The sequence below is a fragment of the Pseudomonas sp. NCHU5216 genome, from assembly GCF_052156495.1.
Classification (GTDB): domain Bacteria; phylum Pseudomonadota; class Gammaproteobacteria; order Pseudomonadales; family Pseudomonadaceae; genus Aquipseudomonas.
Genome location: NZ_JBQLIX010000006.1, coordinates 206,177 through 218,640, shown reverse-complemented (window position 1 = coordinate 218,640; position 12,464 = coordinate 206,177). Strand labels below are relative to the sequence as shown.

Genomic DNA, 12,464 nt, shown 5'->3' with positions numbered 1-12,464 from the left:
TTGCCCGCAAAAGTGACTCGCCCGGGAGGGCGAAACCAGAAACATCAGCAAAAACGCGGCAATCCGGAACAGACACCCGAACAATCAGCAAGCCATGACACAAACTTGCCAATCCAGTCTCAATCGATCCAACGTCCTACACCGCGACTCCAGCCTCAAGCAGTGACGTTCATCCCCGCTCAACGCCCATAAACGACAACGCCCCTATCCTGCGATAGAGGCGTCGTATCGAGCCAAGGCCGCCGGGTGGCGGCAAGGCGCTCCGCTTAGCGCGGTTCGCTCATCAGCCCTTTGATGATCGCCACGCAACCCACCAACAGCACGATGGTGAACGGCAAACCCGTGGAAACCGCCATGGCCTGCAGGGCCACCAGGCCACCGCCGAGCAACAGGGCCACGGCCAGCGCGCCTTCGATGATCACCCAGAACACCTTCTGCGATACCGGCGAGTTGATCTTGCCGCCGGCGGTGATGGTGTCGATCACCAGCGAACCGGAGTCCGACGAGGTGATGAAGAACAGCACTACCAGCACGATGGCGGCGAAGGAGCTGATGGCGCTGATCGGCAATTGATCGAGCATGACGAACATCTTCAGCTCCAGCGCAGCCTGGCTCAGCTCGGTCAGCCCACCGATTGCCTGGTGCAGCGCAGTGCCACCGAAGGTGCTCATCCAGATCACCGACACCAGGGACGGCACCAGCAGCACGGCGGTGAGGAATTCACGTACGGTACGGCCACGGCTGACGCGCGCGATGAACATGCCCACGAACGGCGACCAGCTGATCCACCAGGCCCAGTAGAAGGCCGTCCAGCCCTGGCTGAAGTTGGCGTCTTCACGGCCAACCGGGTTGGACAGGGCCGGCAGGTACTGCAGGTAGGCGCCCAGGTTATCCAGCACACCCGTAAGCAGCAGCGCAGTGGGGCCGGCCAGCAGCACGAACGCCAGCAGCGCGAAGGCCAGGCCCATGTTGATTTCGGAGAGGATCTTCACGCCCTTGTCCACGCCGGTCAGCACCGAGCACAGCGCGATCAGGGTAATCACGGTGATCAGCAGCACCTTGGTGGTGGTGTCGGCCGGCAGGCCGAACAGCGCATGCAGACCGGCGGTGGCCTGCTCGGCACCCAGCCCCAGGGAGGTCACCAGACCGAACAGGGTGGCGAACACCGCCAGGATGTCGATGATATGGCCCGGCCAGCCCCAAACGCGCTCACCCAGGATCGGGAAGAAGATCGAGCGGAACGACAGTGGCAGGCCCTTGTTGAAGGCGAACAGGCCCAGCGCCAGGGCGACGATGGCGTAGATCGCCCAGGGGTGCAGACCCCAGTGGAAGATGGTGGTGGCCATGCTCAGACGCGCCGCCTCGGCGGAGTTGCCGGCAGCCCCGCCCAGCGGTGCCCAGTCGGTGCGCACGCCATTGGCATCCACGGTGGTGCCGCCCAGGGCGGTGCCGTAATGCGACATCGGCTCGGCGACGCCGTAGAACATCAGGCCGATGCCCATGCCCGCCGCGAACAACATGGCGAACCAGGAGAAGTAGGAGTAGTCAGGGCGGGCCAGGGTGCCGCCAAGACGAACCTTGCCCAACGGCGAAACGATCAGACCCAGGCACAACAGCACGAAGATATTGGCCGAACCGATGAAGAACCAGGAAAGGTGTACGGTCAGCCAGTCACGCACGGACTTGAACAGGGGTTCAACCTGATCGTGCATGGCCAAGGCCAAGGTGACGAAAATCACTGCGGTAATTGCCGATACCAGAAATACCACACCATGGATATCGAGGTTGACCAGATAACGGCCACGGATGTTGTCCTGGCCGACTACATAATCGGTGTCTATCAGATTGACGGCTCCGCTCGGGGCGGGGATACCGTCATTGCTGGCTGAACTGGGCCCTTTAGGCTCAGGGGCTTGGCTCATGGGCTGCTCCTTCTTGTTATGGCGCGTTGGACGCCACGAGCGGCGCGATGCCGCACGCGGTGCCTGACGCTAACAGAAGGAAAAACAGGCAAGAGCGGCGCAAGCGGCGTGGGGCTATCCATTAGCGACCAAGACGGGGTTTGGTCGTTGAAGAACCTGCCGAGAGACCACTAACCACCGCCTTGAACCGGCTGAAGCGCTCAGGTGGCACGTCGTTTACCCATGCATTCGTCCCCCCAGCCGTCAGACGGCCACTTCCCTGCTAAAGTCCTTCGTCAGGCGGGCCTTGTATTCCCACAATGCCCAGCAGCCATCAGCTCACCACCGCCTGATGGAACCCTGAGGAGCTCATATGCGAAGGAAGAACGCCGCGCCCATGACGGTGCTGTCTGCGAGACAAGAGTTGACCATCCCGCAGGTCGGCATTTACGCCGAACAGTACGGCGCACAAATGATGGAAGAAGTCAGGCAGTACGGGTTACAGGTCGCTGGGCCCTGGGTATTCATCTCGTACAACCTCCCCGAAAATGGCCAGCAGCGATATACCGCCGAATTCTGTTTGCCGATCAGCAATGCCGAAGCCTATGCGGGCGACAGGTTTACCGTCAGAACGCTGGACAGCTTTCCCTGCGCCTATGCCGAATATAGCGGCAATCTGGATCAGCTGTTCATAGAGGGTTACCAGCCACTTATCCGTGACATTATCGCGGCCAAGTTGCAGGTCACAGGCGAGAGCAGGGAGATCTATCACGACTGGGCCAGCCCGCAGTCCCCGGATAACCGCATCGAAATCCAGTTTGGTATCGCCTGAAGGCTGACGTGACGGTCGCAGCACGTGGCTCGGGTAACCGGCGCGCAGAGGATGGATAAAACCTCTTCAGCGCCTGTCGGCATCAGCCTGGATGCGCCCCCACGCCCATGATGGACAGCGCTCCAGCCGGCTCCGTGCCTGTTGAAACCTCCCTCACGCAAGAGCGCGCCCGCAGGCGCGCTCTTGCTCGATGCCGTACCCGCGAATGCCTCAGCGCGGTTCGCTCATCAGCCCCTTGACGATGGAAATGCAGCCCACCAGCAGGACGATGGTGAACGGCAGGCCGGTCGACACGGCCATGGCCTGCAATGCCACCAGGCCACCGCCGAGCAGCAGGGCGATGGCGATGACGCCCTCGATACTGGCCCAGAACACACGCTGCGGCACCGGCGCATTGACCTTGCCGCCGGCGGTGATGGTGTCGATCACCAGCGAGCCGGAGTCCGACGAGGTGATGAAGAACACCACCACCAGCACGATACCGATGAACGAGGTAATGCTGGTCAGCGGCATCTCGCCGAGCATGCTGAACAGTTTCAGCTCCAGGCCGGCTTCCTGCGCACCGGTGAAGCCGTCCACCAGCAGTTGGTGGATGGCGGTACCGCCGAAGGCGGTCATCCACAGCACCGACACCAGCGACGGCACCAGCAGCACGGCGGTGAGGAATTCACGCACGGTACGGCCACGGCTGACCCGCGCGATGAACATGCCGACGAACGGCGACCAGCTGATCCACCAGGCCCAGTAGAAGGCGGTCCAGCCCTGGCTGAAGTTGACGTCCTCACGCCCCACCGGGTTGGCCAGTGCCGGCAGGTACTGCAGGTAGGCGCCGAGGTTCTTGAAGAAGTCGGTGAAGATCACCAGGGTCGGCCCGGCGATGATGACGAACAGCAACAGGGCCATGGCCAGGCCCATGTTGATTTCCGACAGACGTTTGACCCCCTTGTCCAGGCCGGCGACTACCGAGGCCAGGGCGATCATGGTGATGGCGATGATCAGCAGCACCTTGGTGGTGTCCGTGGCCGGAATGCCGAACAGGTACTCCACCCCGGCAGCCGCCTGCTCGGCACCGAGGCCCAGCGAGGTGACCAGACCGAACAGGGTGGCGAACACCGCGAGAATGTCGACGATATGCCCCGGCCAGCCCCAGACGCGCTCACCGAGAATCGGGTAGAAGATCGAACGGATCGACAGCGGCAGGCCCTTGTTGAAGGAGAACAGCGCCAGCGCCAGGGCGACGATGGCGTAGATCGCCCAGGGGTGCAGGCCCCAGTGGAAGATGGTCGCGGCCATGCCCAGGCGCACGGCTTCCTCGGCGTTGCCTTGAGCGCCATCGAGTGGTGCCCAGTCGGTGCGCACACCATCGGCGCCGACGGTGATCCCGCCCATCGCCGAGCTGTAGTGCGACATGGGTTCGGAAACGCCATAGAACATCAGACCGATACCCATGCCTGCGGCGAACAGCATGGAGAACCAGCCCATGTAGGTGTAATCGGGGGTGGCCTCCTTGCCACCGATGCGCACCTTGCCCAGCGGCGAGACGATCAGCCCCAGGCTGAGCAGGACGAAGATGTTGGCGGCGCCGATGAAGAACCAGGCCATATGGTGGGTGAGCCAGTCGCGCACACCACTGAACAGCGGTTCCACCTGATTCTGCAGGGCCAGGGCGAGGATGACGAAGATCACCGCGACCAGCGCGGAGATGGTGAAGACCTTGCCGTGGATGTCGAGGGCGAAGACGAATTGCCCTTTGATATTGTCCTGACCGATGACGTAATCGGTATCGATCAGATTGGCGTCGCCGGTCGGTGCCGGGATGCCCTCGTGGGTTTCCGCTGCGGGTGGCGGGGTCGTTTCATGCGAAGGGACGTTTCCCATGGTTGGCGTGCTCCTTGATGCGTTGACTCGCTAGACGAGCGTGAACAGGACGGATGCCCTCCTCTTATTGTGACGCCCCACCCAGATGCCCCAAAGAACCCGAGTCTTCGGAGACCAGCCAAGCGAGCCGTACCGGAAAGGTAACACATGAATTCCGTTCACTCAGACCCACAGACACATGAAAACGCCGAATAATTCCCCAGAGGCTGGCCATTTGCCTCTGGCTGCCACGTCGTGAAACACCGTGGCAGGATGAGCAGCGAACGCGCCACGAGCGCCGTAGTCTGTTATCCATGACCCGTGCAAAGGAAGAGCCTGCATGCCCGCGGATTTCGGCATTCCCCACCTGTTCGCCTACCTGATCGCCGTCATTCACTCCCTGGGCGTGCTTGCGGCGATCCATGCCGTGCTCACCGTGCGCACCGCCCAGGGCGCTCTGGCCTGGGGCCTGTCGCTGTTCTTCATGCCCTACCTGACGCTGCTGCCCTACCTGGTGTTCGGCCGCAGCCGCTTCGACGCCTACGTCAAGGCGCGGCGCCGGGCCGACGAGCAGATGCGCCTGGCCATGACCAAACAGGATTGGCGCCCCTGGGTCGAGGAGGCCAAGGCCGCGCACCTGTCCCCGGCCTACGAACGTCTGCGCGCCTTGCCACGTCTGTCGCACCTACCCGGCCTGACCGGCAACCAGGTGCAGTTGCTGATCGATGGCGAAGCCACCTTCGAGGCGATCTTCCAGGCCCTGGCCAGCGCGCAGCAGGTGATCCTGCTGCAGTTCTTCATCATCCGCGATGACGCCCTCGGCCAGCGCCTGCGCGACGTGCTGCTGGAGCGGACCGCGGCGGGCGTGCAGGTATTCGTGCTGTACGACGGCGTCGGCAGCCACTCGCTGCCGCGTGCCTATATCGACCACCTGCGCCGCGGCGGTGTCGAGGTGCATGCCTTCCCCACCCGTGCCGGGCTGTTCAACCGCTTCCAGCTGAATTTCCGCAACCACCGCAAGATCGTCGTGGTCGACGGCGAGATCGGTTTTCTCGGCGGGCTCAACGTCGGCATCGAATACCTCGGGCAGAAACCGCCCCTGGCGCCCTGGCGCGATACCCATGTGGAAGTGCGCGGGCCGGTGGTGGCGAGCCTGCAGGAAGCCTTTGCCGAAGACTGGTACTGGGCCTGCCAGAAGCTGCCACCGCTGCTGATGCCGAGCAAGCAGGACGAGCCCGGCCTGCTCTGCCAGGTGATCGCCAGCGGCCCGGCGGATCGCCAGGAAACCTGCTCGCTGCTGTTCGTCGAAGCGATTCATGCCGCGCGCGAACGGGTGTGGCTGAGCAGCCCCTATTTCGTTCCCGACGAGGCCCTGTTCGCCGCCCTGCGCCTGGCGGTGATGCGCGGCGTGGACGTGCGCCTGCTGCTGCCGTCGCGCCCCGACCACCATGTGGTCTACGCCGCCTCCAGCCTGTACGCCTTCGAGGCGTTACGTGCCGGGGTGAGGATCTTCCGCTACCAGCCGGGCTTCCTCCATCAGAAGGCCATGCTGATCGACCAGGATGCCTGCCTGCTGGGCAGCGCCAACCTGGACAACCGCTCCTTCCGCCTCAACTTCGAGGCCAACCTGCTGACCTTCGGCACAGACTTCAACGCCCAGGTCGCCGCCATGCTGGAGGAGGACTTCAGCCGCTCGCGGGAACTGGTCAACGCGGATCGCCGCAACCTGCACCGCCTGCAGCAACTGGGCATGCGCGTGGCCCGGCTGATCTCGCCGATTCTCTGAACGCCTTCAGATGGTGGCCTGGGCTGCCGTCCGGCTGCGCTGCTCGGTAAGCACGCGCGAACGGCGCTTCTTCGCCCAGATCACCAGCCCGGTCAGCGACAGGCCGGCCACCGCCAGGCCCAGCAGCGACACCAGGATGCGCCCCGGCAGACCGATGATGCGCCCCGAGTGCAGCGGGAATTGCGCCTGCAGGAAGATATCCCCGGCGCTGCCCGTGCCCGGCACATGGGCGCCGGCCAGCTCGCCGCTGCGGCTGTCGACGTAGATCCACGGGTTGCCCAGGCCGGCATCGCCGTGATCCTCGCCCGGCGCGTAGAAGCCGACGCCATAGACGCCGAACTCGGCCGAATGGAACAGCCCGCCGGGCGGCGCCTGCCAGCCCAGGCGTTTGGCCTCGGCTGCGGCAATCGCGATGGCCTCGCGACGGTCGATCTGCGCCACGATCTGCTCGTCCAGGGTGACCGGTGTGCGGCTGGCGAAGGGGCTCGGCGTCAGCGGCGAGAACAGCTCCACCAACGGGCGCACCACCTGGCGTTCGAGGTTCATCGACACCGAGGTCACCGCCAGGATCAGCAGCAGCAACCAGATCCACACGCCACCGGAGCGGTGCAGGTCGAAGTTGAGCTTGTAGCCGCCTTGGCGCCAGCGAAAGGCCAAGGACTTGCGCCAACTGCGCAGATTGGGAAACGACAGCCACAGCGCCACGAAGCAGTCCAGGCACCAGACGATGGCGACGATACCGAAAACCAGCATGCCCAGCTCGATGCCGAAGCCATCCGGAATATGCAGGCTGTAGTGCAGTTTGTAGAGAAACGGCAGCAGGTTTTCCCGGCTCAGGGAAATGGCGCCCCATTCGCGCTGGCCCTGAACATCGCCGCTGACCGGGTCGATGCCGAGCTGGTTGAAGCCCAGCTCATAGGCCTTGCCGGTGGCCGGATCGATGCGTGGATCGATGAACAGATTCAGCGCATGACCAGGCTCCAGCGCCAGCGGCATGAAACTCACCTGCAGCCGTGGGTCGCGCGCCTCAAGGGCATCGGCCAGTTGCAGCGGATCCTGCGCTGGCTCTGCGCTTTGCGCATCGAACAGCTGCGGGTTGAGCCATTCGTCCAGTTCGTGATCCCAGGAGATGACGGCGCCGGTCAGGCCGGCGGTGAACAGGAACAGGGCGATGAACAGGCCGCACCAGCGGTGCAGCAGTACCAGAATCGGGCGCATGACAATCTCTCGTCGAACGAGCGGGCCGCTGCACCAGCGACCCGTTCGCTCAGTACTTCCAGGTCAGGGTGGCGCTGACATTACGCGGCGCGCCGTAATAGGCCTGAGTCCAGTACAGGCTGGTCAGGTACTTTTCGTTGGTCACGTTGTTGAGGTTGGCCGAAACGCTCCAGTTGCGGTCGATGTCGTAGCTGGCCATCAGGTCGACCAGGCCATAGGCATCCTGCTCGGCGATACCGTTGCGGATATCGCTCTGCCAACGCATGGCGCCACCCACCTTGAGCTTTTCCAGCCCTGGCACACGGTAGGTAGCCGCTGCCTTGACCATGTGCTTGGGCGAATAGGTCACGCCATGTGAGCCGTCGGCATTGGTGATGTCGACGAAGGTGTAACCGGCGCTGAGCTGCAAGCCCTCTACCGGCTCGCCGGAGAACTCCAGCTCGTAACCTTCGCTGGTCAGCCCTTCGACGGCGTTGTAGTAGGCGCGACCGCCGATGGTTCCCGCCTGGTTGGCGAAGTTGTCCTGTTCGGTGCGAAACACCGCCAGGGCCACATTGACCTGGTCGTCGAACAGTTCACCCTTGATGCCGACCTCGTAGTTCACCCCTTCCAGCGGCGCCAGGCGCGAGCCGCTGATATCGGTCTTGGTCTGCGGGCTGAAGATCTCGGTGTAGCTGGCGTAGACGGAATACTGCTCGTTGAGGTCGTAGACGACGCCGGCATAGGGCACCACCTTGCCGCTGTTCTTCAAGGATTTGGCCGCACCGTAGCTTTCGCCACTGCTGCTGACATCCACTACCCGGGTGCCGGTGATCAGGCTCAGGTCATCGGTCAGGCTCCAGCGCGCAGCGCCGTAGACGCTCTTCATGCGGTCGGTGAAATCACTGCCCCGCGTCGGGCGATCGTTCAAGGGTCTGCCGATATGGCCGTGCCATTGCTCCAAGGGCGGCAGCGCGCTGCCGGTAGTGGAATCGTAGTAGGAGATATCGTTCATCTCCGAACGCGACCAACTGGCACCCAGGCTGGCTTGATGCTCACGACCCGCCAGGCTGAATGGGCCGCTGGCCTGCAGATCGACGATCAGCTGCTTGTTTTCGTCCTTGTACTCGGACGGATAGCTGGTCAGCCCCAGGCCGGTCTCCCTGTTCGGCGTGCCCGCCATGTAGAACAGCGAGCCATCGCCCTTCTTCTCCACCCGCGTCAGCACGGCCTTGGCTTGCCATTCGTTGGCGAAGCTGTGGGCCAGCTCGGCGAAGCTGCGGTTTTCCTTGACGTCCCAGTAGGCCCAATCGGCCGAGGTGCTGGTGGAGCGCGAGTAATGGGTCTTGGAGCCGTCGCTGTAGTTCAGCGGCAACGCCCCCCACATCGGCGAATTGGCATCGCTGGTCTGCAGGGTATGGCCGAGGGTGAAGACGGTGTCGGCGTCCAGATCGAAGTCCAGCACGCCATGGAATACGTTCTTCTCGCGCGAGTAGCGGTCGAGGTAGGAGTTCTTGTTTTCGTTGGCGTACACCAGGCGCCCGCGCACGGTGCCGGCGTCATTGAGCGCGCCGGCCACATCGGTGTCGATGCGCCGTTTGTCCCAGGAACCGGCGGTGAGATCGACGCGCGCCTGGGGGATCGCCGTGGGCCGCTTGCGCACGAAATTGACCGTCGCCGAGGGGTTGCCGGTGCCGGAAATCAGGCCGTTGGCACCGCGAACCACCTCCACCCGCTCGTACATGGCGGTGTCCAGATCACCCTCGACGTTGCCGTAGACGAAGGGCACGGAGATGCCGTCGTACTGGAAGTTGGTGATGTCGAAGCCACGCGCGGTGTAGTAGGTGCGGTCGGTCTCGACTTCCTGCACCTGCACGCCGGGCACGGCCTTGAGTGCCTCATTGACGCTGGTGAGCTGGAAGTCGCGCAACTGCGCCTCGGTGAGGGTGGAAACCGCCTGCGGCGTCTGCCGCGGGGTCAGATCGAGCTTGGTCGCGGCGCTGCTGCGCTTGCCTTTGTAACTCTCCGAAGCGCTCGCCTCGGCGCTGCCGATGACGCTCTGCGCGTCCAATTCCAGAGGCGCCTGATCGTCGGCCAGAGCGAGGGGAAAATGGCAGGCAGCCGCGATCGCCACGGCCAGTTGGGTCTTGGTGCTGAACAAGGGGACTTCTCCTGATGCGCTGTCGATAGCCGCTGGCAGTCCCTTGTGCAGCAAGTGCCTCACTGGCAGGCATTGGCCTTATCGCGAATGCTAATATTTATCGACAAAATTCTTACAGCAGACTCTTTGCCAGTCAATAAGAATTATTCACATATTGGAGCCATTATCAGATATCACCGTCCGCGCCCAATGCCCTGACGAACAAAACCCCCATAGGCTCACGCCGCATGGGGGTTCTCTTCTTTTTTCTCCGACGCTTGTGGCGCCGGGAGCCTGGTTCGTGTTGCGAACCTAGCCCGCCTCAGGTGCGGGGGAGCCCAGCTCACAGCTCCACAGTTCCAACGCCGGCTGGCTCGCTTTTGGCGGGCCGAGCCAGTCGCTCATCGGGCGACAACGCTGGTCGATACAGAGTTGGTAATCCCCTGCTTCGGGCGTGCGCCCAACGCGCAGGGGTTGCAAGGGCGGTAGCTGGCGGCGGTAATGCCAGCTGCCATTGCGCAGTTCGGCGCCGTCGGGAATCTCCATCCCGGCGCCCGAGCCTTTGACCCGCGCCTCACCGAGCACCAGGCCCTCGGCGGTGACGCGGTAATCCTCTTCCCAGCGAATCTTCTCGATGCTGTGGTTCCAGGCCAGGGTGAACGCGGGCGTGGGCAGCGACGCCCACACCACGCCGGCCATCCCCAGGCACAGGCCGATCACGCCGTCGCCACCTGGGCACGCCGCGCGCGCCACAGATGCTGGCCGATGAACAGCGCGCTGAGGGCGAAGCCGATCTCGTCACTCGACGGTGTGGCCAGGATCAGGCTGGCACCGGCGGCGAAGCCCAGCACGCGCTCCCACCAGCTCAGCTTGGCCTGCAGATAGCCGGTGAAAATCGCGCCGAGCAGACCGATGGCCAATACCGCCTTGAAGATGACGTAGAGCGTCGCCAGCAGGCTGTCGCCCTGCAGCATCAGTGCCGGCGAGTAGACCGCCATGAACGGCACGACGAAACCGGCCACGGCGATACGCACCGCCCACAGACTGATCTTCAGCCCACGCTCCTTGGCGATCGGCGCGGCGGCGAAGCAGGCCAGCGCCACCGGCGGCGTGAGGTCGGCCATGATGCCGAAGTAGAAGACGAACATGTGCGAGACGATCAGCGGCACGCCCAGATCCAGCAGCGCCGGTGCGGCGATGGAGCTGGTGATGATGTAGTTGGGGATGGTCGGGATGCCCATGCCCAGCACCAGGCAGGTGAGCATGGTCAGCACCAGCGACAGGAACAGGTTGTCCTGGCCGATGGCGAGGATGTAACCAGCGAAGGTGGACGCCACCCCGGTCAGCGACACCACGCCGATGATCACCCCGACCAGGGCGCAGGCGATACCCACCGGCACCGCATGCCGTGCACCTTCGACCAGTGCGTGCAGGCACAGGGTCAGGGTGTCGCGGCCGCCCTTGACGAACCAGCACACCGCCACCAGCGCCGCGATGACGCCGAACACCACGCCGATGCCGAGCTGGAAGAAGCCGGCGCAGAGCACGCCAAGGGCGATCCAGAAGGCGAAGCGCATGGCCTTGGACGACACCTGCAGGATGATCGCCGAGCCGAGGATGACCATGGCGGTCAGCGCCAGGCCGACGGTGCCAGAGAACAGCGGCGTGCGCCCGGAAAACAGCAGGTAGACCAGAATGACCAGCGGGATCAGCAGGAACCAGCGCTCGCGCACGGCCTTCCACGGGTTCGGGCATTCGTCCTTGGGCAGGCCGCGCAGGTTGGCGCGCAGCGCCTCCAGATGCACCATCCAGAACACCGAGCCGAAGTACAGCAACGCCGGAACCAGCGCCGCCTTGGCCACCTCGAAGAACGGCACGTTGATGGTCTCGGCCATGATGAAGGCCACGGCGCCCATGATCGGCGGCATGATCTGGCTGCCCATCGACGAAGTGGCCTCGACGCCACCGGCGAAGGCCGGGCGATAACCGAAGCGCTTCATCAGCGGGATGGTGAACTGGCCGGTGGTGACCACGTTGGCCACGCCGGAGCCGGTAATGGTGCCCATCAGCGCCGAGGACACCACCGACACCTTGGCCGGGCCGCCCAGCTTGTGGCCGAACAGACCCATGGCGAAATCGGTGAACAGCTTGATCATCCCGGCCTGCTCGAGGAAGGCGCCGAACAGGATGAACAGGAAGATGTAGGTGGCCGACACATAGGTCGGCGTGCCGTACAGGCCTTCGGTGCCGAAGGAGAGCTGGTTGACGATCTGGTCGAGGCCATAACCCCGGTGCATCAGGTCGCCCGGCAGGTACTGGCCGAGCAGGCCATAGGCGAGGAACAGCGCGCAGATGATCGGCAGGGCGATGCCCATGACCCGCCGCGCGGCCTCGAACACCAGCACGATCAGGGTCAGGCCGATGATCATGTCGGTACTGGTCATGTCACCCGAGCGCTGGATCAGATCCGCCTCGAAATACCACTGGTAGAAAGCCGTGGCCATGCCGGCCAGGCCCAGCAGCCAGGCCAGCGGCTGCCAGGGACGGCCCTTGCCGAGCGCCGGGTAGCTGATGAACACCAGCAGCAGCAAAAAGCCCACGTGCACCGCACGCAGCACCTGGGTCGATACCGGGTGGAAGGCGGCCGTGATGATCTGGAAGATGGAAAACAGCAGCGCAACGGCAAAGAGTGCCTTGGGCCAGTCCGAAGGGCTGGCGGCCAGGTCGTTGTTCTGATCACTCATGGAGTGC

8 protein-coding genes are annotated in these 12,464 nt (G+C 63.9%); 2 read left to right on the top strand and 6 right to left on the bottom strand.

What is annotated here, in order from left to right; genetic code table 11:
• Positions 1 to 266 precede the first annotated feature (266 nt).
• Complete coding sequence (locus tag ACSVIK_RS07535; RefSeq protein ID WP_442443729.1) at positions 267 to 1,922, bottom strand: BCCT family transporter; 1,656 nt, start codon at positions 1,920 to 1,922, stop codon at positions 267 to 269.
• A 352-nt stretch (positions 1,923 to 2,274) separates the two neighbouring features.
• On the opposite strand from ACSVIK_RS07535, the gene ACSVIK_RS07530 reads away from it, so the two are divergent.
• A complete protein-coding gene (locus ACSVIK_RS07530) occupies positions 2,275 to 2,733 on the top strand; it encodes a hypothetical protein (protein WP_442443728.1) in 459 nt (152 codons plus the stop codon).
• A gap of 210 nt (positions 2,734 to 2,943) precedes the next feature.
• On the opposite strand, the gene ACSVIK_RS07525 is transcribed toward ACSVIK_RS07530, so the two are convergent.
• Positions 2,944 to 4,611, bottom strand: coding sequence for a BCCT family transporter (locus ACSVIK_RS07525; protein ID WP_442443727.1), 1,668 nt, complete (start codon positions 4,609 to 4,611; stop codon positions 2,944 to 2,946).
• 319 nt (positions 4,612 to 4,930) lie between these two features.
• Between ACSVIK_RS07525 and cls the strand changes: the two genes are divergently transcribed.
• Positions 4,931 to 6,376 (top strand): cardiolipin synthase, encoded by a 1,446-nt coding sequence (cls, locus tag ACSVIK_RS07520; RefSeq protein ID WP_442443726.1) that lies wholly within the window; start codon positions 4,931 to 4,933, stop codon positions 6,374 to 6,376.
• Between the two features lie 6 nt (positions 6,377 to 6,382).
• Here cls and ACSVIK_RS07515 read toward each other — a convergent pair whose 3' ends face one another.
• The 4 genes from ACSVIK_RS07515 to ACSVIK_RS07500 all read right to left on the bottom strand — a co-directional run bounded on the left by ACSVIK_RS07515 (position 6,383) and on the right by ACSVIK_RS07500 (position 12,457).
• Entirely contained in the window at positions 6,383 to 7,594 is a 1,212-nt protein-coding gene (locus tag ACSVIK_RS07515; RefSeq protein WP_442443725.1) for a PepSY-associated TM helix domain-containing protein, read from the bottom strand.
• A gap of 49 nt (positions 7,595 to 7,643) precedes the next feature.
• Positions 7,644 to 9,734, bottom strand: coding sequence for a TonB-dependent siderophore receptor (locus tag ACSVIK_RS07510; protein ID WP_442443724.1), 2,091 nt, complete (start codon positions 9,732 to 9,734; stop codon positions 7,644 to 7,646).
• A gap of 291 nt (positions 9,735 to 10,025) precedes the next feature.
• Positions 10,026 to 10,433 (bottom strand): DUF1850 domain-containing protein, encoded by a 408-nt coding sequence (locus ACSVIK_RS07505; RefSeq protein WP_442443723.1) that lies wholly within the window; start codon positions 10,431 to 10,433, stop codon positions 10,026 to 10,028.
• Entirely contained in the window at positions 10,430 to 12,457 is a 2,028-nt protein-coding gene (locus ACSVIK_RS07500) for a TRAP transporter permease (protein WP_442443722.1), read from the bottom strand. Before ACSVIK_RS07500 ends, ACSVIK_RS07505 begins: the two co-directional genes overlap by 4 nt.
• Between the last annotated feature and the right edge of the window lie 7 nt (positions 12,458 to 12,464).